Genomic DNA, 24,861 nt, shown 5'->3' with positions numbered 1-24,861 from the left:
CATCCATGGCATCGGCGAGGTGCGAGGTCTGCGCGCCCCGGAAGCGTTCGACCAGCGCGGGATCGGGGCGGCGGTGGCCGCGGTGGATCGTCAGGGCCGGCGGGTCGTGCAGCATGGGCGGGTCCTCCTTCGTTGGGGCGCGGCGTGACGCCCGCCGCGAAGGGTCGCGCGGAACGGGGGCGGGCGCGACTCCCCCGGACCGCGCGGCGCGTGGCCTTGGTGGCCGCATCCGGCGTCATCGCCGTCGGCGCGGCGTTCCTCGTGGCCGACCGGCTCCTGCCCCCCGACCTGTCCCGGTTGGAGACGACGGGACAGGTCGTCGTGGACCGGGACGGGCGGACGCTCGCCGCCCTGCCCGCGCCGGGCGGCATCTGGCGCCTGCCGGTCCGCGCGTCGGACGTCCCGCCGCACCTGCTCGACCTGCTGATCGCGGCGGAGGACCGGCGCTTCCGCTGGCATCCCGGCGTGGACCCCGTCGCGCTCGCCCGCGCCGCCGCACAGTGGGTACGCGCCGGCCGCGTCGTCTCCGGCGGCTCGACGGTTTCGATGCAGGCCGCACGGCTGCTGGAACCGCGTCCCCGCACGCTGCGCAGCAAGGCCATCGAGGCCTTCCGCGCGATGCAGTTGGAATGGCGCTACGGCAAGGAAGGGGTGCTGCGGATCTGGCTCACCCTCGCGCCCCAGGGCGGCAATCTGGAGGGCGTGCGGGCCGGCTCGCTCGCCTGGTTGGGGCGTCCGGTGGAGCGGCTGGGCGTCGCCGAAGCCGCGCTGCTCGTCGCCATCCCCCGCCGTCCGGAGGCGCTGCGCCCGGACCGTCACCCCGTGGCGGCGATCGAGGCGCGCGACAAGCTTCTGCGGGTGCGCGGCGCGCCCGCCCTGCCCGCGAGCGAGCGGGAGGCCGCGACGGCCGAAGGCGCGCCGAGCGCGCGCCACCCCATGCCGAACCTCTCGCCGCACCTGTCGCGACAGGCCGCGCGGGCCGCGGGCGAGGGCGTGGTGCGGACGTCGCTCGACGCCACGCTCCAGCGCGGGACCGAGGCGCTGGCGCGGGAGGTCCTGGCGGGCCTGCCGGGCCGCGCGTCGGTCGCCATCGTCATCGCCGACCTCCGCACGCGGGAAATCCGCGCCCTCGTCGGAGGGGAATGGATGGCGGAGGGCCGGGCCGGCGCGCTGGACCTGACGCGCGCCGTGCGCTCGCCGGGATCGGCGCTGAAGCCGCTGCTCTACGCCATGGCCTTCGAGCGCGGGCTCGTCACGCCCGGCACGGTGCTGGAGGACATGCCGCGCCGCTTCGGCGACTACGCGCCGGAGAACTTCGCGCGCGGCTTCTCGGGGCGTGTGACGGCGGCCTCGGCGCTGCGGCAATCGCTGAACCTGCCGGCGGTCGCGTTGATGGAGGCGGTGGGGCCGCTGCGCTTCTCCTCCGCCATGAAGGCGCTCGGCGCGACGCCGCGGCTGCCGCCCGGCGCGGGCGCGGCGCTGCCGCTGGCGCTTGGCGGGGCCGGCGTGACGCTGCGGGAACTCGTGGGCGTCACCGCGGCCCTGGGCGACGGCGGGCGCGCGGGGCCGGTGCGCGCGATGCCGGGCACCGTGGCGGGGGAGCAGGTCGTCGCGGCGGCCGCGGCCGCCTCCGTCGCCGCCATCCTGACCCAGCCCTTCCCCGGCGGCGGGCCGGAAGGCGTGGCCTGGAAGACCGGCACTTCCTGGGGCGGGCGCGACGCCTGGGCGGTGGGCTTCGATGCGCGCCACGTCGCGGGCGTCTGGGTTGGGCGGCCCGACGGCACGCCGATTCCCGGCCTGACGGGGCGGAGCCACGCCATCCCCGTCCTGTCCCGGGCCTTCGGGCTGCTGCCGGCGAACCCGCGGCCGCGCCCCGACGCGTTCCGGGCCGAGGCGGGTGGCGCGCAACGGGCTGCGGACGGGCTGCGCCTGCTCTTCCCGCCGCCGAACGCGGTGGTCGAGGAGGGGGCGATGACGCTCCGTGCCGCCGGCGGTCAGCGGCCCCTGACCTTCCTCGTGGACGGCGTGCCCCTGCCCGCCGAGCCGGCCCGCCGGGACGTGGCCTGGCTGCCGCCCGGCCCCGGCTTCTACCGCGTGACTGTCCTGGACGCGGAAGGCCGCGCGGCCACCGCGCCGGTCCGCGTGCGCGGGTCCGAGTAGGCCGCCTGGTCAGGCGGGCTGTCGGGCCGGCCCGCACATCCAGGGATCAGCGGGGCCGAAGCGAACCCGGCGCGGGGCGGGCTTACGCGGGTCACGCGGACGGCGCCCCCCGTTGGGCTGCCATGTCAGCTGATGCGCGGTGCCGGGCCCGGGCAGGCGTTCCACCGCCGCCCCGATCGCCCGGGACAGGTTGTCCACGACGGTCATGCCGAGGTTGCGCCGCGCCCCGGGCGGCATGCCCGCCCCGTCGTCGGAGATGCGCAGGACGAAGCCGGCGCCGCGTTGGCGGAGCGTGATCCGGACGGTCCCCGGCGGCTGCCCGACGAAGGCGTGCTTCAGCGAGTTGGTCGCGAGCTCGTTCACCACCAGGCCGACCTTCACCGCGACGTCGGCGGGGACGGAGACCGGCTCCAGCTCCGTCTCGATCACCGGGCCGCCAGCGGCGTCGCGCGCGGTGAGCGCCTTCGCCGTGCGGTCGAGCATGCGGTCCAGCGCGACCTGGTCGTCGGCGCCCTCGTGCAGCAGCTCGTAGGTCAGCGCGATGGATCGCATGCGACCCTCGGCGGTGCGGAGCGCCTGGAGCGCCGCGTGGTCCGACAGGCGGCGCTCCTGCAATCGCAGGAAGGAGGCGACGAGGGCGAGGTGGTTCTTGATCCGGTGGTTCACCTCCCGCAGCAGGAGGTCGCGGAGCTGTACCGCCTCCTCCCGGGTCGCGCGCGCCGCGCCGAGGCGCTCGATGAGCTGCGCGATCTCAGCCGGCGCGCGGGCCTCCCGCGTGTCGGGCAGGATCGCGCCCGGCGCCTCCAGCCGCCGCGTCGCGGCCTCAAGCGGGCCGAGGACGAACCGCCCGACGGCCCAGAACAGCGCGGCCAGGCCGGCGAGCAGCAGGGCCGCGAGGGCGAGGGGCGGGGCGAGGACCTCCGGCGGCAGCGGGGGCCGGAAGGCATCGGGGGGAATGGCCGCGAGGAGCACGAGGTCGTCGTCCACCCGCTGTCCGACGAGCAGGCCCTCGGCGGCCCGGACCACCATCCGCGACATCCGCGCCGGCTCCGGCCCGAACAGCGGGTCCGCGTCGAAGGCAGGGACCGGCGCGCCGGCCTCGTGCAGGGCCGCCGAGGTGCCGCCGGCCTCCAGCAGCCACAGGCCGCGGGCGGTGGCCGCGTCCCAGCCGCCGACCCCCTCGCGCAGCGCTGCGACGGGCAGTTCCGTGAGGAGGACGCCGAGGGAGCGGCTGCCCCGGCGCACGGGATGGGCGAGGAGCAGCACCGGCTCGCCGCCCGGCGCCACGAGGAGGCTCGGGCCGGCCGGCCGGGCCGTGCGCTCGGCCGTCGCCAGCGTGGCGGTCGCCGCGACCGTCGCGCCGAGCGGGGCGCCGAGCGGGGCGCGGAAATCGGCGCAGGCGATGTGCCGGTCGGGGCCGACGAGGGTCGTGCGGCCCGCCAGCGCCGGCCGGGCGGCGGAGGCGGCCTCCAGGGCCGCGGTGCAGGCGGCGGGATCGGTCGGGAGCGATGCGGCGAGGACCGCGGCGGTCTCCTCGGCCCGGTCGAGGACAGCGGCGACGCGGTCCGCGAGACGCGCGACCTCCCCGACCGCGAGCGCCTCCTCCCGTTCGGCCAGCAGCCGCGATCCGGACCAGACCGTGGCCCCCACCGCCCCGACGGCGAGGAGCGCGAGGACGCCGTAGGCCGCGGCGAGGCGCGTGCCGAGCGCCCAGCGCCGCCGCCCCGCCGCCAACGGTGGGCGCGGGTCCGCAACGGGGATCGCGGCACCCGCGGGCCGGTCCGGGACTTCCTCGAATTTGGGCGCCGTCAGGCCGTCCAACATACGGATTCCGTCGCAGCAGCGGGGGGCAGGATGCGGAAGGGCGAAGCCCAGGCGCATTCACGTGCCGCAACGCCTGCCGGTGCAGGATGACGGTCTTTCCGGGGCCGCGTCAAAGGTGGTGAGCGTATCTCCGTCTTGTCAGGTTCCGTCCCATCCAGCGGAACGGAAGCGGGGAAGCAGCGGTGCCGGCACCGGGGCCACCGCGGTGAGCGGCGGGTCGAGCGGAAGGACGAGGGCCCGCGCGAGGAGGTGGAGCCCGCCCGGGCCCGGACCGCCATAGACGGGGTCCCCGAGGATCGGGCAGCCGAGATGCGCCAGGTGCACCCGCAGCTGATGCGTCCGGCCTGTCCGGGGACGGAGTTCCAGGAAGGTCGCGCCGCCGCCGGCGCCGAGCGTCCGCCACGCGGTCCGGGCGGGCTGGCCGGACGGGTCCACCTCCATCCGCCAGCCGCCGGCGGCCGTGCTGACCTTCCGCAAGGGGGCGTCGAGCGTGCCGTCCGGTTCCGGAGGGCGGCCGCGGACAACCGCCCAATAGGTCTTCTCCGCCCGGCCCGCGGCGAAGAGGGCGCCGAGCGCGGCGAGGGCCGGCTTCGTACGGCCGAGGACAAGGCAGCCCGCCGTATCCGTATCCAGCCGGTGCGCGGGCTGCGGCAGGTGACGCTTCCCGAAGCGGAGGAGGGGCAGCCAGTCCTCCAGGCTCTCGGTCGCGCGGGGGCCGCGGTGGACCGGCAGGCCGGCGGGCTTGTCGAGGACGATGGCGTCGGGCCGGATGAGGAGGATCCGGGCGGCGAGCCAGGGCGGCGAATCGGGCTCGCGCAGCCCGGGCAGGCCGTCCGGGTCCGCTGGGCTTGGCCGGCCCGGCGCGCCCGGCCTTGCCGACCCGGCGCGGCGCGTGACACCCGGGCGGGCGGGCGGGCGGGCATGCCGGCGAGCGGGGCGGGTTGGGGGAGATCTCATGACGGCGACGGTGGTGTGCCTCGGCCAGGTGGTGACGGACCATACCTTCCGGGTGGACGAGATCGACCCGCCCCCTCGAAGGTCACGGCGCGGCGCTACGAGGCGGCGGTGGGCGGCATGGCCGCGCATGCCGCGATTGCGGTCGCGCGCCTCGGCGGCCGTGCCGTCTTCATCGGGCGGGTCGGGCGAGACGAGGCGGGGGAGGAGCTGGGTCGGGCACTGGAGGCGGAGGGGGTGGACGCCTCGGGGCTGCTCCGCGCGGAGGGAGCAAAGACCCCGCTCTCCGCCGTCATCGTGGACAAGCGGGGGGAGCGGAGCATCGTGACCTACCGCGGGGAGGGACTGCCCTCCGACCCCGCCGCACTGGACCTGTCTGTGCTGGACGGCGCAGGGGCGCTGCTCTGCGACCCGCGCTGGCCGGAGGGGGCGGAGGCGGCGTTCCGCGCGGCGCGGGAGAGGGGGTGCCGACGGTCCTCGACGCGGAGAAGAGCGAGGCACGGGTGCTGAACCTGCTCGTGCCGCTGACGGACCACGCGATCTTCGCCCAGACCGGGCTGACCGTCATGTTCCCGAACATGCCGCCGGAAGAAGGGCTCCGGCGGGCGCTGGAGCTGGGGCCGCTGTGGCTCGTCGCGGTCACCCGGGGGGAGCGGGGGACGCTCTGGCTGACCCCGGGGATGGAGGCGGTGGGCGAGAGGCCCGTCTTCCCGGTGGAGGCGACGAACACGACCGGGGCCGGCGACGTCTTCCACGGCGCCTTCGCGCTGGCGGTCGCGGAGCGGATGGGGATGGCGGAGGCGCTGCGCTTCGCTTCGGCGGCAGGCGGCTTGCGGGCACGGGACGGGCGGACGCCGGATCGGGCCGCTGTCGAGGCGATGCTGGTGGGCGGGACGGATGTGCCGGTGAAGCGGTGGCGGCGGGAGAGGTAGCCGCCAGGGGTCGAAATCGGCCTTCCAGCGGTCCAGGAGGGCGGGGCGGCGCTCGGCCGGCCGTTGCAGCCTGCACGGCGGGCCCTGCTGAACCTCGCACGTCTGAAGGAGGCGTCATACAGCGGCGAAGGCTGGCGTGCTGGCCTGCCTCGGCGGGTCAGGCGGTCCCAGGCTCGGCGTCATGGCAGCGGGCTGCCTCCGGCAGGACGTGGGCACGGAAGCGCTCGGTGGTCCAGGCGAAGGGCCGGATGTAGGGCGTCGGGCCCAGCTGCGGGCAGGCCTCTTCCGCGAAGGTCCCGGCCCTTGGTCCGTGCCGCCGTCCGGGAAGTCCAGGAGGATGTCCACGTCGCTGTCGTGTCGCATCTCTCCGCGGGCGGCGGAGCCGAACAGGAGGTAGCGGCCGCCGAGGCGCGGGGCCTCCGCGGCGGGCAGCAGGCGCAGCTCCCCGACGGCGGCGCGCAGGCGCGCCAACTTCCCGGCCATCCGCTGGGGGATGGCCTTGATCGCGCCCATCGCGTCCTCGCCGCCGGGGATGGGGCGGCGGCAAGGCGCTGCAAGCGGATCAGGCGGCCTTCGGGATGATCCGCGCCGTCTCGCACCAGTCGAGGTAGAGGCGGCGCGCCTCCGACGCGACGGGTCCCGGCTGCAGGTGGCGCCCCGCGTAGTTCGTGCAGGGCTGCACCTTGCCGAAATTGCCGGTCGCGAAGATCTCGTCGGCATCCGCCAGCATGTCCGGCGTGACGACGCATTCCCGGACGTCGCGCCCGTTACGGCGCAGCAGGTCCATGATGCGGGACCGCGTGATGCCCGCGAGGAAGGTGCCGTTGGCCGCGGGCGTCACCACCACGCCGTCCTTCACGAGCATGATGTTGGCGGCGGCGAATTCCGCGACGTTGCCCTCGTGGTCGCAGACGACGGCCATCTCGTAGCCCTGGCTCTTCGCCCACATCGTCGCGCGGGCGGAGTTGGGGTAGAGGGCGCTCGCCTTGCTGTCCGTCGGCGCCATGTCGGCGGCGGGGCGGCGGAAGGGCGCGATGACCGCGGAGAAGCCCGTCGCCGGCGGCAGCGGCGCGTCGTAGATCGCGAGGATGAACTCGGTGCTCGTCGGGTCGGGCTGCGCGGCGCCGAGGCCGCGGCGAACGAAGAACTGCGGACGGATGTAGAGCTCGGCATCGGGGCCCATCATGCGCACGCCCTCGATGCAGAGGGCCTCGATCTCCTCCGCGGTCTTGGTCGGCTCCATCAGCATGTTGCGGGCGGACTGGACGCATCGGGCGCAGTGCCGGTCGAGGTCGGGAACGGTGCCGCGGATGGCGCGGGCGCCGTCGAAGATGACGGATCCCAGCCAGAAGGCGTGGTCCATGGGCCCGAGGACCTTCGGCTCCTCGCGCGACCATTTCCCGTCATGCCAATACACGCCGGCCATCCGATCGCCCTCCCCGCGGTGAGGCGCCGAAGGTCGCACGGGCGACGCCCCGGGTGAAGCGCGGCCCGGCGGATCTGCTCCGCGCCGCCCGCATTCCGCCCCCGGCCGAAGGGCGTATCTTCTGGGTCCAAGGGTCGGGGAGCACCGGTGCTCATCGCAATGCTGGCGGACGTGCACGCGAACCGGGAGGCGCTGGAAGCCTGCTTGCTGCACGCACGGGCTACGGGTGCGGCCCGCCTCGTCTTCCTCGGCGACCTCGTCGGGTATGGTGCGGATCCGGAATGGGTCGTGGGCGCGGCGATGGAGGAAGTCGGCCGGGGGCGCTGGCGGTCCAGGGCAACCACGACTGGGCGATCGCCGGCGGAACGGGCCGGATGACCGGGCTGGCCGCGGCCGCGCTGGACTGGACGCGGGACCGGCTGTCGAGTGGCAGCGCCGCCTTCCTCGCGGCGCTGCCGCTCAAGGTCGAGGAGGAGGGGCGGCTCTACGTCCACGCCGATGCCTCGGCGCCCGCGGCCTGGCACTACGTCGAGGAGGCGGACGAGGCGCTGGCATCGATGAACGCGACGAAGGCCTGGGCGACCTTCTGCGGGCACGTCCACGTCCCCCGGCTGTTCGGGATCACGGCCGCGGCGAAGGTCACCGCCTTCCGACCGCTCGCCGGCGTGCCGGTGCCCCTGATGCGGGCGCGGCAATGGCTCGCGGTGCTCGGCGCGGTGGGGCAGCCGAGGGATGGCGACCCGCGGGCCTGCTACGGGATGCTCGACACGGTCCGGGGCGAGCTGACCTGGGTGCGCGTGGCCTACGACGCAGCGGCGGCCGCCGAGAAGATCCGGGCGGCGGGGTTGCCGGAGGCGCTCGCCCTGCGGCTGCTGCGCGGGCGCTGAGATGGCATCGCCGTGCCTCGCGACAGGGAAGGTGCAGGACGGCTTCCTCACCGGCCAACGCGTTCACCTCGCCGGCATGGCGGTGCCGAACGCGGTGACGCATCCGGACCACCCCGGGGTAGCGCTGTCGAACGTGCCGCGCCTGGCGGAAGGGGACCGCCTCGATCGTCTCCTTCGAGCTGGCGACGATGATCCTGCCGCGACTCTCGGGGCCGCACGGGCCGCGCCTAACGGGCCGCGCCGCAGAGGCCGTGCTATCACGCATGGGGGATGCCGCGCCCGGGAGGGATGAGACGGGTCCGTCGCTGCGGAGGGCGTGAGGCGCCGGCTTGCCCGGGCGTCGTGACGCGGCGGCCAGGGCCAGGTAACCCGCACGCCGCACAGATCGGAAGGGGCACGGATGTCGGATCGGCCGCATCGCGGGCGCCCGCCGGGCGGCTCCCTGCCGCCGCGGGAGCCGGAGCCGGACCGGATCGCCGGTCCTGCCGCCGTCGCGGCCGTCTTCGCGCGGCGGCCGCGGGACATCCTGCGGCTGTTCTACGTCCCCGACCGGCGGCGGGAGGCAGGGCCGGTCTGCGCGGCGCTGGCCGAGATGCGGCGGCCCTACCGCGAGGTGCCTGAGGAGGAGATCGCCCGCATCGCCGGGACGGTCCATCACGGCGGGATCGTCGCGATCACGGCGCGCCGGCGCGTCGGGCCGGTCGTGCTACCGCTGCCGGCGGCGCTGCGGACGGCACCCGTCCTGCCGGTGCTGCACGGCGTGTCGAACCCGCACAACCTCGGCGCCATCGCGCGGTCCGCGGCCTTCTTCGGCTGCATCGGGATGGTCGTCTCGGGCGACCCTCGTTCCGCCGGGTTGAGCGACGCGGCCTGGCGGACGAGCGAGGGCGGGCTGGAGGTGCTGAGCCTCTGGTCCTCGGACCATCCCGCCGAGGTCCTGCCGCGGCTGGGCGTGCCGACGGTCGCCGCCGTGGCGCGGGGTGGGGTGGCGCCGGAGGCCGTACCGAAGGCGCCCTGCGTCGCCCTCGTCCTCGGCAACGAGGAGGAAGGGCTGGAGGATTCGGTGATCCGCGCCTGCGACCACCGGGTCACGCTGCCGGGGTCGGGGCGGGTGGAGAGCCTGAACGTCTCCGTCGCCGCGGCCGTGCTGATCCACGCGCTGTCACGCCGCTGAGCCGGACCGCCTGCCCCGCCCGTGCGGCGCGGGGACGCGTCCGGCGCGCCTATTCCCGGTGCTTCTTCCCGGCGCCCGGCCCGGTCACGTGCCCTTCCACAGATAGCGCTTCCAGGCGGAGGGGAAGCGCGGCCCGGATCGCCTCGCGATAGGCCGGAACGCGCTTCCAGGCCTTCTTCTCACGCTTCGTCATGCCGCAGCCGAAGCACCAATCCGTGTCGTCGTCGTAGCGGCATACGTCTATGCAGGGGCGGTCGTTGTGATTCATCCCGGGAAGATGGCGCCGCGGCGGGCGGGCAGAAGCGGCACCGTCAGCGCGGGGCCGCGATCTCCGGCACCGTCGCGCCGGCCTCACGCAGCGCCCGGACGGCGCCGGGGTGGAAGGCCAGAACCCGGTTCGTTCCGGCATTCGCCGCCCGCGTCCCCGCCGCCATCGCTGCGATGTCCCGCGCGGGATCGCCGGCCGAGAGGACGGCCTTCGTGATCGCGTAGGCCTGCTCCTCCGGCATCGCAGCGTTGGCGACGACGAAGTTCCAGGCGGCGAAGGAGGACACGGATTCGGCCTGCCCGCGATAGGTGCCGGCCGGGACGGTGAGCGGGGCGAGGTGGGGCAGGCGGGCGACGACGCCGCGCGCGACGTCCTCGCCGGGACCGATGATGACGGTGTCCACCGCGTCCGCGACCTGGACCAGCGCGGGGATGGGGATGATCGCGCCCTGCCAGAGCGCGTCGATCTCGCCGCGGATCGTGGCTTCCGCGAGCGGGGCGCTGTCGCCCGAGGCAATTTCGGCCGAGAAGCCGGCGACCTCGGCGGCGGCGCGGAAGAAGGTCTCGGCGGGGCCGCGGGCCGGGCCGCAGCCGACCCGCTTGCCCGCCAGGTCCGCGAAGCGCGTCAGGCCCTTCGCCCGGGGCGCCGCGGCCATGAAGCCCGTCTCGTACATCGGGAAGAGGGCGCGGATCGCGACGTGGCGGCGCCCGCCCGCGGCCGGGGTGCCGCCAAGCGCGTCCACGACGGAGCCGAGGAAGGCGGTGCCGATCGCGCCGGGCTCGTCCTCCACGCGCCGGAGGTTCTCCAGGCTGCCGGCGGAGCGGCGGACGTCGAGCGGGACGCCGCGGGTCGCGGCGAAGCGTGCGACCGCCTCGGCATAGGGCAGGAAGGCGCTTCCGGGGCCGGCTGCGTAGAAGGGGATGGTCGCCTGCGCTGCGGCGCGCCCGGCCCCGAGCAGGGCGGGGCCGGCGAGCAGGATGGGGCGTCGGCGCATGACGGTCCTTCCGAAGTCGTTGTATCCGGTTCGTTGGGGCAGCCTCGCGGCGCCCTCCACCGCGAGTCAATCGTGCCGGCCTGACTGGGTCGTGCCGGCCACGGGCTTGCCTTGGCGCCCGCCGTGCTGGACATCGCCTTTCCGCGGTGGCTTCGGTGGCGCCCGCCGCCGCCGGACTGTCGCAGCCTTGCATCCCGCCACGATCCCGCGGATCGGCGGCCTGCCGCACCTGGCGCACCACTTGGCCCCCAACTTGGCACAGAGGAGTCACAGGCATGACCAACCGACGCACCCTGCTCGCCGCCGGCGCGGCCTCGCTCGCGGCAGCGCCCCTCGCGGCGCGGGCACAGGGCAACTGGCCGCAGCGGCCCGTGCGGATCATCGTGCCCTTCGCGCCGGGGGGCGCCGTGGACATCACCGGGCGGCTGCTCGCGGAGAGGCTGTCGCCCGTGTTGGGGCAGCAGGTCGTGGTGGATAACCGTGGCGGCGCGGGCGGCAACATCGGCGCGGACGCCGTCGCGAAGGCGGAGAAGGACGGGTACACGATCCTGTTGGGGTCGGCCTCGATCCTCGCGGCGAACAAGTACCTCTACCGGCGCTCCATGCCGCTGGACCCGATCCGCGACCTGGCGCCGGTGACGCGGGTGTCCACGGGGACGGTGCTGCTGGTGGTGAACGCGGCGCGGCCGTGGCGAACCTTAGCCGAGCTCGTCGCGGCGGCGAAGCGCGATCCGGGGAAGGTCACGATGGGGTCGTCCGGCACGGGGACGGTCAGCCACCTCACGCTGTCTTCCGTCAACCGCGCGGCGGGGATGGACATCACCCACGTGCCCTATCGCGGCGGCGGGCCGGCCATCACGGACCTCGTCGCCGGCAACATCGACATGATGTTCGACGTGATCCCCGCGCTGATGCCGCATGTGCGGGAGGGGCGGTTCCGGCCGCTGGCCGTCGGCAGCGCGGAGCGCGTGAGCTACGTGCCGGAACTGCGCGACGTGCCCGGGATGAACGAGGTCCTGCCGGGCAAGGGCATCGACATGCAGTCCTGGTATTCCGTCTCCGCACCGGCGGGGACGCCGGCGCCGGTGGTCGCGCGGCTGCACGAGGCGCTGCTGGGCGTCGTGCGGTCCGACGACTTCAAGGCGCGGATGGAGCCGCTGGGCTTCACGCCGGTCTGGGACGAGACGCCGGCGGCCTTCGGCACCTACCTCGCCCAGCAGGACGCGGTGTGGCGGACGCTGGTGGAGCAATCCGGCGCGACGCTCGATTGATGCGCCGGCTGATCGCCGCGCTGCTGCTGGCGGCAGGGCCGGCGGCGGCGCAGGCGCCGGGCGCGCCGGCGGCGGTGCCGCCGCCCGACGCAGCCTTCTGCCTGAAGGTCGCGCGGCAAGGGATGGCGTGCCGGGCGGAACATGGCGACCCGATCACCGGCAACGCCATGGCTTTCGGCGGCTGCATGATGCGGGGCATGGGGACGCAGGACTCCCTTCGCCTCGCGCTCCTGTTGGAGCGGGCACGAAACTCCTGGGCCACGGCGCTGATGGAATGCGCCCGGCGGTAGGTCATGCCTCCACGCCGGGTCGGCGTTTGAGCGGGGCTTGGGCGGGGCGTGGGAATGTGCCACGACTCCGGACCGCGACGGGCCGAACGAAGCCTTCCTCAGGCAACCGAAGCCCGGCGTCGCTCTCTGGAACTGGGCCACCGGACCGTGCTGCGCATCGCCTCGATCCCCGCTCTCGCCCTCTGCCTCGCCGCGGGCTCTGCCGGAGCGCAGACCTACGCGGTGGCGACCTCCTTCTGCGGTGGACGGTTGATCGCGGAGGAGTTCATCACCCAGGTCACGCCCGGTGCGCAGGGCAGCGCAAGCTACTACGTCCGGTTCTTCAATCCCGGGCAGCGGCCGGTCGAATACCGGATCCAGGCCGGCGGCGGGATGATCCCGCGGCCCTCGAGCCTCGCCACGCTCGCCTCCGGGGCGAGGACCACGCAGCTCGTCGGCTCCAACCCGAACGTGCCGGGGAGCCAGCCGCTCAGGAACGAGCAGCTTGCACGGGCCGTGACGGTCAGCTGCCTCTGACCCGCGCGGGTCAGCGGAAGGGCGGGCTCCACATCAGGCCGCCCTGGGCGGCCAACCGGTTCGGGCCGCGCTGGACGCCGAGCGGAGCCTGGTTGCGCTCCCAGACCTCCCCGTAGTTGCCGACGGCGCGGATGGCGCGGAGCGCCCAGGCGGGTTCGAGGCCCAGTTGCTGGCCGAATTCGCCGGCGGTGCCGAGGAGGCGCTGGACCTCCGGGTTCGGGTCGCGGGCCCGCGCTTCGGCATTGGCCTGGGTCACGCCGTTCTCCTCGGCGGCGATCAGGGCGTTCAGCGTCCAGCGGATGATGTCGAGCCAGCGCGGGTCGCCCTTGCGCACCAGCGGGCCGAGTGGTTCGCGGGAGATCACGTCGGGCAGGATCACGTGCTCGTTCGAGCGGGCGCCCTGGCCGGCGCGGATGGAGGTGAGGCCGGAGAGGTCCGTCGTGTAGGTGTCGCAGCGGCCGGAGAAATAGGCGGCCTGGACCTCCTGGAAGGATTCGATCAGCAGCGGGGTGAAGCGGATGTTGTTGGCGCGGCCCCAATCCGCGAGGTTGAGTTCCGTCGTGCTGCCGGGCTGGAGGCAGATGGTCGCGCCGTCCAGGCCGCGCGCATTCGCGACGCCGCTGTCGCGCCGGACGATGAAGCCCTGGCCGTCATGCAGCAGCACGCCGGCGAAGGTCAGGCCGATGCCGACGTCGCGCGCGAAGGTCCAGGTCGTGTTGCGGGAGAGGACGTCCACCTCGCCGCTCTGCAGCGCGGTGAAGCGGGTCTGCGGCGTGGTCGGGACGAAGCGGACCTTGTTGGGATCGCCGAGGACGGCGGCGGCGACCGCGCGGCAGAAATCGGCATCCAGCCCGCGCCAGTTGCCCTGCGAATCCGCCTGCGAAAGCCCGGCGACGCCGGTGGAAACGCCGCAGGCCAGGGTGCCGCGGGAGCGCACGGCGGATAGGGTGTCGGGCGGCGGCTGCGCGACGGCGGGCGAGGCGAGAAGCAGCAGGGCAAGGATGAGGCGGCGCATGGATACGTCCCGTTACGTCGGTCGCGACGTGACGGCGTGCGGTGCCCCGTTCAACTCACGCCTTGGCGACCTTCCACGTGCGGCAACCGTGGAACGGCCGCGGTTCAGCCCAGCGTGAAGGCCTCGTGCACCGAGGACTGGACGCCGCCGCCCGTGACCGCGCCGCCGCCGGCGACGTAGATCCAGTCGCCGATCGTCTGCGCGGCGACGGCGTGGCGCGGTGTCGGCATGGCCGCGTGGCTCTGCCAGGAGTCCGTGCCGGGGTCGTAGGATTCCATCTGGCCGAAGACGACGCCGTTCGTGATGCCCTGCGGTCCGGTCAGGCCGTATTCCCCGCCCATCGCGAAGAAGCGGCCGCGGTACTTGGCCAGGCCGTGGCCGGAGCGCGGCGTCGGCAGCGGCGCGCGTGTCTCCCAGGTGTCGCGGTCCGGCAGGTACACGTGGTGCAGGCCGGTGTTGTACTCGAAGGTGTTGAAGCGGCCGCCGACGATGTGGATGCGGCCCTCATGCGCCGTGCTGCCGACGTGGTCGCGCGCGCCGGGCAGGGCTTTCCTTGCTTCCCAGGTGTTGGCCTGGGGGTCGTAGACCTCATGCCAGCCGATGCTCGCGCGCTCGGCGGTGGGGTTGGAGGCGCCGCCGATCAGGTGGATCCGGCCGTTCAGGGCGACGGCCGCCGCCGCGCCGCGCGGACGCGGCATCGGGGCGATCGGCGTCCATTCGTTCGCGCCGGGGTCGTAGGCATAGGCGTTGTTGTGGGCGTTGCGGTTCTGTTCGTAGAAGCCGCCGAAGGCGTAGACCTTTCCGTTCAGGGCTTCGACGGCGACGTGGTTGGCACCGCGCGGCAGTTGCGCGGCGTCGTACCAGCGGTCCTCGGCGGGGACGTAGACGTGATGGTAGCCACGATCCACGCGGCCCTCGCCGTAGCCCCCGATGACGTGAAGGCGCCCCGCATTCTCGACGGACCAGGCCATCTCGGAGCGCGGGATCGGGAGGGCGGCGCGCGTGACCCAGCGGCCGGCCGGGCCGGGCGGCGCCGGGCTGTCGGTGGAGCGCTGGCCGATCTGCTCCGGCGTCAGGTGATGCGGCACGCCGCCCTGCAGCCGCTGGAACGGGTCGGGCGACGGGTTGGCCGGCGTCAGGCCGCCGTGATGCGCGTGTGGCTGCGCGGCCTGCTGCGCCGATGCCGCGGCGGGCAGGAGCAGGGTGGTTCCGAGGAAGGTGCGGCGATCCATCGCGGGGTCTCCGGTGTCCGGCCGAACCTACGACGCCGCGTCCCGCCGCGTCAGCCCCAACGGACGTTCAGGGGCAGCGACATTCCCTTGCGGATTCCGGTGAGGCCGCGGCGATAGGCGCCGTCGATGTTGAACTGGCCCAGCGGCCAGTAGGGGACGTCCTGGAAGAACTGCGCCTGCAGGCGGCGGGCGACGCCGCGTTGCGCGTCCATCGTCGGGGCGTCGAACCATTCGTCGCGCAACCGTTCCAGCTCCGCGGCGCGGGGCCAGCCGAACCAGGCCGCGTCGCCGTTGCCACGCAGCAGCAGGTTTCCGGCGGGCGTGGCCATCTCCATCCCCGCGAAGACCGCGACGACGGCGTTCCAGCCGCCCTGCGCCGGGGCTTCCCGCCGCGTGCGGCGCGCGAGGACTGTGCCCCAGTCCGACGTCACGCTCTCCGCATCGAAGCCGACCTTCTTGAGGAAGTCGGTCACGACGAGGGTCATGGCATTGTTGTTGTTCACGTCCGTGGGGTGGAGGACAAGGACCTTCGCCCCGGCCTTGCCCGTGGCCGCCACCGCCCGCCGTGCGGCCTCGATATCGCGGGGCGCGGCGACGGCCGCGATGCCCTCGTCGTTCTCCAGCGGCGAGCCCTTCGGGAACAGCCCGATGCCGTCGGACCAGCGGTCCCGGTCGGGGCCGAGCATGGACTGCATGACATCCGCCTGCGGCAGCGCGGGCCAGAGGGCGCGACGCACGGCCGGATCGTCGAAGGGCGGATGCAGGTGGTTCGGGCGCAGGAAGGCCATCAGGCCCGTGCTGTCGATCCGTTCCACGACCACGTTGCGGTTGCGCTGGAGGACCGGCCGCAGGTCGGGGGAGATCTGTTCCCACCAATCCACCTCGCCGGCCTGGAGCGCGGCGGCGACGGTTCCCGCATCCGGCAGGATGCGCCATTCCATCCGTTCGAAATGCGCGATCTTGGGACCGGCCGTCATGCTCGGCGTGCCCGGCGCGGGGCGATAGGCGTCGTAGCGCCGATAGACGAGGCGGGCGCCGGACACCCGTTCGTCCGCGACGAAGCGGTAAGGGCCGCTGCCCACGACTTCGGTGAAGGCGCGGTTGGGGTCGGTCGCGGCGAACCGCTCGGGGTAGACGAAGCAGGGATAGGATGACGCCTTCGCCATCGCGTCGAGCATCGGGCCGAAGGGGCGGTTCAGCCGGATCTCGAAGCGGCGGTCGTCCAGCGCGCGCATCTCCTCCACCCGCGGCGCGAGGGTCTGGCCGTGGGTGTCGCGTGCCATCCATCGGCGGATGGACGCGACGGCGTCGCGGGCGCGGACCGGTTCGCCGTCGTGGAAGGTCGGGCCCTCGCGCAGGGTGAAGGTCCAGCGCCTGCCGTCATCCTCGACCACCTGCCCCTCGGCCAGTTGGGGCTGGGGGCGGAAGGCTTCGTCCAGGCCGTAGAGCGTGTCCCAGCACAGGTGGCCGTGCGTGCGCGTCGGGTAGGCCGTGGTGTTGAGGGGGTCGAGGATCGTCACGTCGGCCGGGGGGACGTAGCGCAGGACGCGCGCATCGCCCTGCGCCAGCGCGGGGCGTGCGAGCGCGGCCGCGGCGAGGGTGCCGAGGGCGGCTCGGCGCGAGAGGGTCATTCGTCGCTCCTGGATTCGCCGGGGATGGGAGCGCGCCGGTCCTTCCGCGGCAAGCTGCGCGCGAAACGGGATTGGCGCCGGCCGCGCCGTCGCCCCATGCTCCTCCGCAACGATGGCCTTACGGGAACGGACCGATCATGCTGCGACGCCCCCTCCTCGCCGCCCCTGCGCTTCTTGCCGCGGGTCCGGGCCTGGCCCAGACCCAGATCCAGACCCAGGCGGGCGGTCCCATCGCCGGCGGGCGGCCCGTGCGGATCGTCGTGCCCTTCCCGCCGGGCGGCGCGGTGGACCTGCTGGGGCGGCTGCTGGCGGAACGGCTGGGGCCGGCCTTGGCCCAGAACGTCGTCGTGGACAACCGGGGCGGCGCGGGCGGGATCATCGGGGCCGATGCGGTGGCGAAGGCCGCGCCGGACGGTACGACGCTCGGCATCATCGGGGTCACGACCTTCACGGCCTTCCCGACGCTCTACGCGCGGCTGCCCTTCGATCCCGCGAAGGACCTGGTGCCGCTGACGCAGCTGACCTCCGGCGCGCTGCTCTGCGTCGTGAACGCGGACACGGCGCAGCGGCGCGGCTGGACCGACTTCCGTGCGCTCATCGCGTGGTCGAAGGCCAATCCGGAGGGGGTCAAGATGGGCTCCTCCGGCACCGGCACTTCGTCGCACCTGCTGATCGAGGCGGTGAACGCCGCCACCGGCGCGCGCATTCTGCATGTGCCGTATCGCGGCGGCGGGCCCGCCATCAACGACCTGCTGGCAGGCAACATCGACATGATGTTCGACGTGACGCCCGCGCTGGTACCGCATGTCGAGAGCGGGAAGTTCAAGGCGCTCGCGCTCTCCTCGCAGAAGCGTATGTCCTTCCTGCCGCAGGTGCCGGGTCTCGAGGAGTTCCGTGACCTTGGCCTCGGCGACGTGGACCTCGTCTCCTGGAACGCCCTGGGCATGCCGGCGGGCGTGCCGGCGCCGGTGCAGGAACGGCTGATGGCCGCGGTCCGGCAGGTGGCGGGGCAGGCGGACTACGTCGAGCGGCTCCGCCCCCTGGGCTACGACACCGTCCTGAGCGAGAGCCCTGCCGCGATGCGCAGGATGATCGAGCGGGAGACGCCCATGTGGCGCGCGATGGTGGAGCGGGCGGGGGTGAAGCTGGATTGAGGCCCGCAACCCCGGCGGTGCCCACCCGCTAGCCCGCTGCATGGCTGACCCTGACCTGCTCATCATCGGCGCCGGCGCCGCGGGCATCGGCGCGGCGCGGGAGGCCGTCTCGCTCGGCCTTACCGTCCGCGTGCTGGAGGCGCGGGACCGCGTGGGCGGTCGGGCGCAGACGGATGCGGCGACGCTCGGCGCCCCCTTCGACCTCGGCGCGACCTGGTTGCACGCGGCGGAGGGCAATCCGCTGGTGCCGCTGGCGCAGGCGCGGGGCCTGGAACTCTTCGACCACGACGCGGTGCGGGCGCACCGGAGCTGGGTGGACGGTCACTGGGCGACGCCGGAGGACGAGGCGGAGTACGACGCGGCGACCAAGGCCTGGCACCAGGCACTGGTCCTCGCGGTCGACGATCCGTCGCTCAGCCTGCACGACGCGGCGCCGACGGGCGGCCGCTGGGACGCGACGATCGCCTATTGGGAAGGGCCAGTGATCTGCGGCGCCGACCCGCGCGACATGGACCTGCAGGACTGGCGCGCGACGGAACTGCACGGGACCAACCTGTTGCCACGGGACGGGGCGGGGCACCTGCTGGGCGTGCTGGCGGAAGGCCTGCCGGTCACGCTCTCCGCCGCGGTGGATCGGGTGGCCTGGGGCGGACAGCGGGTCCGGGCCGAAGGATCCTTCGGGGCGGTCGAGGCAATGGCGTGCCTCGTCACCGTCCCGACCGGGGTCCTGGCGGCCGGGACCATGGCCTTCGACCCGCCGCTCCCGTCCCCGACGATGCAGGCGGTGCACGACCTGCCGATGGGCCTGCTGACGAAAATCGGCCTCCGCGCTGCGGGGGAGGACCGGCTGGACATCCCGGCCTTCGGCGGCCTGGAGCGCCGGATGGAGGAGGGCGAGCGGGCCATGACCTGGGTCGCCTGGCCCTTCGGCCGCGACCACCTGATGGGCTTCGCCGGCGGCCCCCTGGCCTGGGACCTCGCGCGGGAGGGGAGGGAGGCGACCCTCGCCTATGCGGGGGAGGAACTGCGCCGGTACTACGGGATCCGGGCCGACCGGGCCCTCCGCGCCGACGGCGCTCTGGTCTCCACCTGGGCGGAGGACCCCTTCTGCCGCGGGGCCTATTCCTACCTCCTCCCGGGACGGGGCGGGGCGCGGGACGCGCTGGGGGCACCGCTGGGCGACGGGCGCCTGCGCTTCGCGGGGGAGGCCTGCCATCCCCACCTCGCCGGGACCCTCGGCGGGGCTTGGTTCACGGGGGTCCAGGCGGCCCGGGACGTTGCGGCACGTATCGGTCGGGGGGATCGGGCTTTCACCGGGGCGCGCGCGTCGCTACCTCCCCCGGTATGACCGCGGCAGGACCGACCGACGGGGCCGCGGCCGAGTCTGCGGAGGAGGAAGGGCGCACCCGCGGCCCCGGGCCCGCGCGCGCCTCCTCGCCCGGCGCCCAGCCCGCGCCGCACCCCGAGGACGCCGGACCCGGCCGGATCGCGGGCAGGGCGCCCGAGCCCGGGCCCGCGATGGCCCCCCTGCCCGATCCGGGCCCACCCGCCCCACCGCGGGTCCGCCGCGACGGCGACACCCTCCGCTTCGAAGGGGCACTCACCGGGCTGAACGCCGGTGCCGTCTGGCGGGATGCCGTACGCGAGGCGGAGGGGGCGCGGGTCCTCGACCTCTCCGGCCTGACGACCCTCGATACCGGGGGCGCGGCCCTCGTCCTGGCCGCGGAGGTGGCGGCGGGGGAGGGGGCGAGCGTCCAGGGCGCGTCGCGTCCCGTCGGCGCGGTCTTGGAACGGACGCGCGTGGCGAGCCGGGCCCCGCCGGCCGAGACGCCGGCCCGCCCCCTCGGCCTGATCCGGGGACTCGGGGCGGCGGCGGTCGGCGCGGGGCGGAACGCGCAGGACCGGGTGGCCTTCCTCGGTGAGGGCGCGGCGACGGTCGTCAACGCCGTCCGGCGCCCGCGGGACCTCCGCTGGGCCGACGTGATGCGGCACCTGGACGAGGCGGGGACGCGGGCCTTCGGCCTGGTGGCCCTCCTCGGCGTTCTGATCGGGATCATCCTGGCGTTCCAGTCCTCCGTGCCGATGCGGCAATACGGGGCGGAGGTCTTCATCCCCCGCCTCGTCGGCATCTCCCTCGTGCGGGAGCTCGGGCCGCTGATGGCCGCGGTGATCCTGGCGGGGCGCACCGGTTCGGCCTTCGCCGCCGAACTCGGCACCATGACGGTGAACGAGGAAGTGTCGGCGCTGCGGATCATGGGCGTGGACCCGATGGTGCTGCTGGTCCTGCCGCGGCTCATCGCCGCGACGCTCGTCATGCCGGTGCTGGCGATGCTGATGAACCTCGCGGGACTGATCGGGACGGCAGGGGTGATGCTCTCGCTGGGCTTCCCGCTGCAGATCACGGCGAGCCAGGTCTCGGGCTTCGTGACCCTGCGCGACCTCTTCGGCGGCTTGTTCAAGGCGGCGCTCTTCGGGCTGGTGATCGCGGGGATCGGGTGTCGCGCCGGGCTGTCGGCGGGCAGCGGGCCGCGCGCGGTGGGCGATGCGGCGACGTCGGCCGTCGTCGGCGGCATCATCGCGATCGTCGTGCTGGACGGCATCCTCGCCGTGCTGTTCTTCCGGCTTGGCCTTTGATGGACGTGCCCGTCCTCGAAGCGCCGGCGCCGGTGACGACCGCGCCGGACGTCATCGAGGCGCGCGGCGTCGCCATGCGCTTCGGCGAGCGCACGCTGTTCAAGGACGTCTCCTTCGACGTGCACGGCGGCGAGGTCTTCGTGATCCTCGGCGGGTCCGGCTGCGGCAAGTCCACGCTGCTGAAGCTGATGATCGGCCTGTACCAGCCCACGGCCGGGACGGTGACGATCCTCGGCGGCGACCTGGCCCAGGCGGAGGGGGAGGAGCGGCGGCGACTGCTCCGATCCCTCGGCGTCATGTGGCAGTCCGGGGCGCTCTTCGGTTCCATGACGCTGCTCGAGAACGTCATGCTGCCGCTGGAGGCGCATACCGACCTGCCGCGGGAGGCGCGGGAGGCGGTGGCGCGCGTCAAGCTGGGCCTCGTCGGGCTCTCCGACGCCGCGGCGCGGCTGCCGTCGGAGATCTCGGGCGGCATGGCGAAGCGGGCGGGAATCGCCCGGGCGATGGCGCTGGACCCGCCGGTGCTGTTCCTGGACGAACCGAGCGCGGGGCTTGACCCCATCACCTCGGCGGGCTTGGACGCGCTGATCAAGGACCTCGCGCGCGACCTCGGCACGACCTTCGTCGTGGTGACGCACGAACTGCAATCCATCCTCGCGATCGGGGACCGCTGCATCATGTTGGACAAGCAAGCGCAGGGAATCATCGCCACGGGCGATCCGCGCCGCCTGCGCGACGACCCGCCGAACGACACGGTGCGGCGCTTCTTCCGGCGGGAGGTCGAGTAGGTGGCGGCCACCTCGCGCTCCCTCTACCTCCGCGTCGGGATGCTGATCCTTGCGGCCATCGCGCTCGGCGTCGGCTTCGTGCTGTTCTTCACGGCGAACCGGCTGACGCGGAACGCCACGATCTACGAGACCTACCTGCGCGAATCCGTGCAGGGGCTGGAGGTCGGGGCACCCGTCCGTTTCCGTGGCGTGCGGCTGGGACAGGTGACGGAGATCTCGCTCGTCAGCATCGAGTACCCGCCGCCGAGCGCCGCGGGCGTGCTGCAGGACCAGGCCTATCGCCGCGTGCTCATCCGCTTTGCCGTGGACCTCTCGCGCTTCCGCGAACTGCCGTCGACGGAGATGGCGGTCGAGAACGGGTTGCGCGTGCGGCTTTCGAGCACCGGGATCACCGGCGTCAGCTATCTCGAACTCGACTTCGTCGAGCCGTCCCGCTACCCGGTCGAGCCACCGCCCTGGGAGCCGCGCTACGCCGTCGTGCCGTCCCAGCCGAGCACGGTTTCGCAGGTGACCTCCGCGGCCGAGCAGTTGGTGCAGCGTGTCATGGACGCGCCGATCGAGGCGATCCTGCGCGACGCGGCCGGGCTCCTCTCCGACCTCCGGGGGCAGGTCAATGACGGCGAGCTGAACCGCACGCTGCGCGAGGTGAACGAGACGGTCGTGGCCCTTCGCGGCGCGATCCAGGATGCGCAGCTCGGCGCGCTCGGTGCGGAACTTCGGGGTGCGGTGACCGATCTGCGCGCGGTGCTCGGCGGGCCGGAGATCCGCGGGACGCTGCGCAGCGCCAACGCGGCGCTGGACAGCGCGCGGGTGGGGTTGGACCGCCTGCCGGCCGCGATCGCCGCGGTCGAGCGGGCCGCGCGGGCCGTGAACCTGGCCGTCGCCGACATCAACGGTGACCTGACGCCGACGCTGCGCGACCTGCGGGGTGCGGCGGGAAGCCTGCGTGACACGACGGAGGGGCTGCGGCGAGCGCCGGCCGCGTCGCTCCTTGCGCCCTCGGCGCCCGCGCCGGAATGGGCGCGCGGCAACGGGCGGGAGGCGCGGCGGTGACGGCGCGGCGGGGCGTGCTGGCGGGCGTGCTCGCGCTGGCTGGCTGCGGCGTCATCAACCAGGACTACGTGGAGCCGCGGCGCTACGCCCTCTCGCCGGATCGGCCGCCCGGTGCTGCGGCGAGGCCGGGCCGCGGGCCGCGGAGGACGCTGTTGCTGCGCCTGTCGCGCGCGGCGCCGGGGCTGGATACGCGTTACCTCCGCTTCCTCCGTGCCGATGGCACGATCCGCGTCGAGACCTACGCCGAGTGGACGGCACCGCCGGCCGAGGCAGCGGAGGACGCGCTGCGCCGGTGGCTCATGGCGTCCGGCCTCTTCGCGGGGGTGCTGGCGCCGGGCACCCGCGCCGATGCGGACCTGACGCTCGAGACGGAGCTGACGGCGCTGCACGTGGACGAGGGCCGCGGCGTCGCCCGCGCGGCGATGAGCGGCGTGCTGCTGGCGACGACGTCGCAGTTCGGCACGCGCGTCGCGGGGCAGTTCGTGCGGGACGCTACCGTGCCGGTGCCGGGCGGCGTGGCGGCAGGCCGAGCGCCGGACGCCGCTGCGGCCGCCATGGTGCAGGCCCTCGCGGCCGTGCTGGCGCTGATCGAATCAGACCTCGCGCGCAACGCGTGAGGCATCGCGTCGAGCGTTAACCGACGGGTGAGGAGCGTCGCGGCAATCTCAATTTCGGGACGGGACAGGAGGTTCGGTCGTCCGCACGAGACGGATGAGACATCATGGCCGATACCCGGCGCGCCGCGCATTTCAGCGACGATATGGAATGGAACGCGGTCTGGGATGACTACGACGCACGCAGGGGATCGCTGCGCGTGGTGGCGGGGCAGGGCAACGAAGCGCCGACGCCACCCTGCGACGTGCCCGCGCCGGACAGCCTGCCCTTCACGGCCGGTCGGCCCTTTCCTCGGCGGAGCCGGCGCATCGCCCGGCGCGCAACGGCACAGGCGGGGCCAGCCCCGGTCCGCCCCCGGCGCGTAGTCGGGCGCGCCGTCCTGGGTGCCATGCTCTCGGCGGCGCTGCTCCTCGGCCTTTGGACGGCGCTGCCGTGGTTGCTGGCGATGCGCGTGACCGCCGCCATCCGGTCGCCGGACCCGGGCGCGCTGGCCCGGCAGGTCGAGCCGGCGGCGGCGATGGATGGTTTGCGCCAGGCCTTGCTCGCGGAGGTGCCGCCGGGGCTGGAGGGGGCCGCCGGCCGCTGGGTTGCGGATCTAGCGGGCCGCATGGCGGCAGCCGCGGAGGCACGGGGCGCCGCGACCGAATGGGTCCGCCTGCGCGCGGCCGCCCGGGAGCGCGACGGCCTGCCGCGGCTGGAGGTTCTGCGCGACCTGCGCGCGATCGGCCCGGCGCAGTTCCGCCTGGACTACGGGCCGGAGCACGGGCCGGGCGGGCTGCGCTTCGACTTGGCCTGGCAGGGAACGGGCTTCCGGGTCGTCGGCGTACGGTCGCTCGATACCCCGCCGCGGGAACTGCCGCCGCCACAGCGGCCGCGCACCGTCCTGGCGATGCGGTAGGGCCGTTGGCTACAGGCCGGCGGGGCGGAAGGCGCCTTCTGCCACCGTTCCCCGGCAGCCGCGGCGGGGGCCTTCCGTGATCTCGACCTGGGTGCCGCCGGCGGCGGGGTCGAAGGCGGTCGCCCGGGCCGTGGCGCCGGTGGGGGCCCAGCAGGCCATCAGGGCCTCGACGCGCCCGGGGTCAGTGCGGTGCGTGCCGGCCTGGACCAGGCGCAGGCCTTCCAGCCGCGCCGCGGGGTCGCGCCAGACGGCGACCTCCCGTGCGGCGCCGGTGTCGGCGATGCGGCCGTCCACCGACTGGTCCTCGCTGCGTCGGAACCCCGCCCGCTCGACGTTGCCGATGCAGCCGCGGTTCGGGCCGTCCACCACGACGACGTCGCGGAAGACCGCGCCGTCCTCCACCGTGCCGATCCGGGTGCCGGCGGGGACGGTGCAGGCGACGTAGGGCGCGAGGTTCGTGATCGCGGCGCCCTGGCGGGCGAGGGGCGCGCCGATCTCACGCGCGTTGCGGCTGGCCCAGAGGGTGATGTCAGCGCGCCCTTCGACGGGGATGAGGATGCCGACCTCGCGGATGCGGGGCGCGCGCCCGCCCTCCCGCGCCTTGGCCGCGGCGGTCGGGCCGGCGGGGGTACGGCCGAAATTCACCGGCGCCACCGTGCCCTTGCAGCCGGCGGAGGCGCCGGCGGTGACCTCGACCTCCCAGGCTTCGACAGTGTCGGCCCGGCGGCGACGGATGCGCATGTCAGCTTGGCCCTGCGCGGCGGTGCCGGTTTCCACCGTGCAGGCGATGAGCGCACGCAGCGCGGCGGGGTCCTGCCGCGCCGCGCCGTCGCCGAGCATGCGCAGGCCCTGTTCCATGGCGTTCGCGTCGCGGAAGACCGGGACCGTGCGGCCTGTGCCGGCGGCGAGGAGGAAGCCGGGCTCGGCGGCCGAGGCCGGCGGCACGGCCAGGAGGGCCAGGGCGGGAAGGGACAGGATCGCCGGGCGGAAGGATGGGGGCATCGGTTCGGTGTGGTGCGGGGGAAGGGGCCGACAATCCTGCCGCGGCGCGGGGTGCCGCGCTGTCGCAAGCGGGCCGGATTGTCAGGATCTTGCTGCCGCTGATCCTTTCGCTTGACCTCCGGGCGGTTCGGATCGACTGCGTC

Annotated in this window: 24 protein-coding genes and 1 pseudogene; 15 read left to right on the top strand and 10 right to left on the bottom strand. The window is 74.5% G+C overall.

All coding sequences use genetic code 11. The features are described from left to right. The first annotated feature begins 210 nt into the window (after nt 1–210). Entirely contained in the window at nt 211–2,160 is a 1,950-nt protein-coding gene (gene pbpC, locus ACE7GA_RS02225; RefSeq protein WP_376095016.1) for a penicillin-binding protein 1C, read from the top strand. Nucleotides 2,161–2,169: 9 nt separating this feature from the next. Here the strand turns inward: pbpC and ACE7GA_RS02220 are convergent, their stop codons facing one another. Continuing rightward, the gene (locus ACE7GA_RS02220) at nt 2,170–3,984 is read right to left on the bottom strand and encodes a sensor histidine kinase (protein WP_376095013.1); all 1,815 of its coding nucleotides are present in this window, start codon (nt 3,982–3,984) and stop codon (nt 2,170–2,172) included. Nucleotides 3,985–4,122: 138 nt separating this feature from the next. After that, complete coding sequence (locus ACE7GA_RS02215; protein WP_376095010.1) at nt 4,123–4,941, bottom strand: RluA family pseudouridine synthase; 819 nt, start codon at nt 4,939–4,941, stop codon at nt 4,123–4,125. Here ACE7GA_RS02215 and ACE7GA_RS02210 point away from each other — a divergent pair. After that, nucleotides 4,906–5,870, top strand: a pseudogene (locus tag ACE7GA_RS02210) (PfkB family carbohydrate kinase). The gene ACE7GA_RS02215 and the pseudogene ACE7GA_RS02210 sit on opposite strands and share 36 nt — an antisense overlap. Nucleotides 5,871–5,984: 114 nt before the next feature. Here the strand turns inward: ACE7GA_RS02210 and ACE7GA_RS02205 are convergent. Further along, nucleotides 5,985–6,353 (bottom strand): nucleotidyltransferase family protein, encoded by a 369-nt coding sequence (locus ACE7GA_RS02205; protein WP_376100065.1) that lies wholly within the window; start codon nt 6,351–6,353, stop codon nt 5,985–5,987. Nucleotides 6,354–6,432: 79 nt separating this feature from the next. Then, entirely contained in the window at nt 6,433–7,296 is an 864-nt protein-coding gene (locus ACE7GA_RS02200; protein ID WP_376095007.1) for a branched-chain amino acid aminotransferase, read from the bottom strand. A gap of 147 nt (nt 7,297–7,443) precedes the next feature. Between ACE7GA_RS02200 and ACE7GA_RS02195 the strand changes: the two genes are divergently transcribed. The 3 genes from ACE7GA_RS02195 to ACE7GA_RS02185 all read left to right on the top strand — a co-directional run bounded on the left by ACE7GA_RS02195 (nt 7,444) and on the right by ACE7GA_RS02185 (nt 9,357). Beyond that, the gene (locus ACE7GA_RS02195; RefSeq protein WP_376095004.1) at nt 7,444–7,674 is read left to right on the top strand and encodes a metallophosphoesterase family protein; all 231 of its coding nucleotides are present in this window, start codon (nt 7,444–7,446) and stop codon (nt 7,672–7,674) included. Continuing rightward, nucleotides 7,671–8,183, top strand: a complete 513-nt coding sequence (locus ACE7GA_RS02190) for a hypothetical protein (RefSeq protein WP_376095001.1) — start codon at nt 7,671–7,673, stop codon at nt 8,181–8,183. The genes ACE7GA_RS02195 and ACE7GA_RS02190 overlap by 4 nt, the downstream gene beginning before the upstream one ends. Before the next feature lie 400 nt (nt 8,184–8,583). Then, on the top strand, nt 8,584–9,357 hold the full coding sequence (locus tag ACE7GA_RS02185) for a TrmH family RNA methyltransferase (protein WP_376094998.1): 774 nt from the start codon (nt 8,584–8,586) through the stop codon (nt 9,355–9,357). Between the two features lie 49 nt (nt 9,358–9,406). Here ACE7GA_RS02185 and ACE7GA_RS02180 read toward each other — a convergent pair whose 3' ends face one another. Together ACE7GA_RS02180 and ACE7GA_RS02175 are read right to left on the bottom strand one after the other, a co-directional pair. Continuing rightward, nucleotides 9,407–9,625: a DUF1289 domain-containing protein gene (locus tag ACE7GA_RS02180; protein WP_376094995.1), complete on the bottom strand. Its 219-nt coding sequence runs from the start codon at nt 9,623–9,625 to the stop codon at nt 9,407–9,409. A 43-nt stretch (nt 9,626–9,668) separates the two neighbouring features. Next, a complete protein-coding gene (locus ACE7GA_RS02175) occupies nt 9,669–10,619 on the bottom strand; it encodes a TAXI family TRAP transporter solute-binding subunit (RefSeq protein ID WP_376094992.1) in 951 nt (316 codons plus the stop codon). Between the two features lie 275 nt (nt 10,620–10,894). Between ACE7GA_RS02175 and ACE7GA_RS02170 the strand changes: the two genes are divergently transcribed. From ACE7GA_RS02170 to ACE7GA_RS02160, 3 genes are all read left to right on the top strand, one after another. Continuing rightward, on the top strand, nt 10,895–11,890 hold the full coding sequence (locus tag ACE7GA_RS02170; RefSeq protein WP_376094989.1) for a Bug family tripartite tricarboxylate transporter substrate binding protein: 996 nt from the start codon (nt 10,895–10,897) through the stop codon (nt 11,888–11,890). Then, entirely contained in the window at nt 11,890–12,180 is a 291-nt protein-coding gene (locus ACE7GA_RS02165; protein WP_376094986.1) for a hypothetical protein, read from the top strand. The genes ACE7GA_RS02170 and ACE7GA_RS02165 overlap by 1 nt, the downstream gene beginning before the upstream one ends. A gap of 147 nt (nt 12,181–12,327) precedes the next feature. Next, nucleotides 12,328–12,696, top strand: a complete 369-nt coding sequence (locus tag ACE7GA_RS02160; protein WP_376094983.1) for a hypothetical protein — start codon at nt 12,328–12,330, stop codon at nt 12,694–12,696. Nucleotides 12,697–12,706: 10 nt separating this feature from the next. Here ACE7GA_RS02160 and ACE7GA_RS02155 read toward each other — a convergent pair whose 3' ends face one another. The 3 genes from ACE7GA_RS02155 to ACE7GA_RS02145 all read right to left on the bottom strand — a co-directional run bounded on the left by ACE7GA_RS02155 (nt 12,707) and on the right by ACE7GA_RS02145 (nt 16,574). Next, the gene (locus ACE7GA_RS02155) at nt 12,707–13,711 is read right to left on the bottom strand and encodes an amino acid ABC transporter substrate-binding protein (protein ID WP_376094980.1); all 1,005 of its coding nucleotides are present in this window, start codon (nt 13,709–13,711) and stop codon (nt 12,707–12,709) included. 104 nt (nt 13,712–13,815) lie between these two features. After that, nucleotides 13,816–14,943 carry a Kelch repeat-containing protein gene (locus ACE7GA_RS02150; RefSeq protein ID WP_376094977.1) on the bottom strand — a complete coding sequence of 376 codons (1,128 nt, stop codon included), beginning with the start codon at nt 14,941–14,943 and terminating at the stop codon, nt 13,816–13,818. A 50-nt stretch (nt 14,944–14,993) separates the two neighbouring features. Beyond that, nucleotides 14,994–16,574, bottom strand: coding sequence for an ABC transporter substrate-binding protein (locus tag ACE7GA_RS02145; protein WP_376094974.1), 1,581 nt, complete (start codon nt 16,572–16,574; stop codon nt 14,994–14,996). Between the two features lie 137 nt (nt 16,575–16,711). Here ACE7GA_RS02145 and ACE7GA_RS02140 point away from each other — a divergent pair, with 137 nt between their 5' ends. The 7 genes from ACE7GA_RS02140 to ACE7GA_RS02110 all read left to right on the top strand — a co-directional run bounded on the left by ACE7GA_RS02140 (nt 16,712) and on the right by ACE7GA_RS02110 (nt 23,716). Continuing rightward, complete coding sequence (locus tag ACE7GA_RS02140) at nt 16,712–17,728, top strand: Bug family tripartite tricarboxylate transporter substrate binding protein (protein WP_376094971.1); 1,017 nt, start codon at nt 16,712–16,714, stop codon at nt 17,726–17,728. Nucleotides 17,729–17,768: 40 nt separating this feature from the next. Then, nucleotides 17,769–19,076, top strand: coding sequence for a flavin monoamine oxidase family protein (locus ACE7GA_RS02135; protein WP_376094968.1), 1,308 nt, complete (start codon nt 17,769–17,771; stop codon nt 19,074–19,076). 170 nt (nt 19,077–19,246) lie between these two features. After that, entirely contained in the window at nt 19,247–20,362 is a 1,116-nt protein-coding gene (locus ACE7GA_RS02130; protein WP_376094965.1) for an MlaE family ABC transporter permease, read from the top strand. Between the two features lie 74 nt (nt 20,363–20,436). Next, nucleotides 20,437–21,150 (top strand): ABC transporter ATP-binding protein, encoded by a 714-nt coding sequence (locus tag ACE7GA_RS02125; protein WP_376100063.1) that lies wholly within the window; start codon nt 20,437–20,439, stop codon nt 21,148–21,150. After that, nucleotides 21,151–22,203 carry an MlaD family protein gene (locus ACE7GA_RS02120; RefSeq protein WP_376094962.1) on the top strand — a complete coding sequence of 351 codons (1,053 nt, stop codon included), beginning with the start codon at nt 21,151–21,153 and terminating at the stop codon, nt 22,201–22,203. Next, nucleotides 22,200–22,820 (top strand): ABC-type transport auxiliary lipoprotein family protein, encoded by a 621-nt coding sequence (locus ACE7GA_RS02115; RefSeq protein ID WP_376094959.1) that lies wholly within the window; start codon nt 22,200–22,202, stop codon nt 22,818–22,820. Before ACE7GA_RS02120 ends, ACE7GA_RS02115 begins: the two co-directional genes overlap by 4 nt. Before the next feature lie 104 nt (nt 22,821–22,924). Further along, nucleotides 22,925–23,716, top strand: a complete 792-nt coding sequence (locus ACE7GA_RS02110) for a hypothetical protein (protein WP_376094956.1) — start codon at nt 22,925–22,927, stop codon at nt 23,714–23,716. Nucleotides 23,717–23,725: 9 nt separating this feature from the next. Here ACE7GA_RS02110 and ACE7GA_RS02105 read toward each other — a convergent pair whose 3' ends face one another. Further along, nucleotides 23,726–24,718 carry a hypothetical protein gene (locus ACE7GA_RS02105; protein ID WP_376094953.1) on the bottom strand — a complete coding sequence of 331 codons (993 nt, stop codon included), beginning with the start codon at nt 24,716–24,718 and terminating at the stop codon, nt 23,726–23,728. Nucleotides 24,719–24,861: the final 143 nt, after the last annotated feature.

It is taken from the genome of Roseomonas sp. CCTCC AB2023176, from assembly GCF_042259275.1.
Classification (GTDB): Bacteria; Pseudomonadota; Alphaproteobacteria; order Acetobacterales; family Acetobacteraceae; genus Roseomonas.
This window is presented reverse-complemented; position numbering and strand designations above follow the sequence as displayed.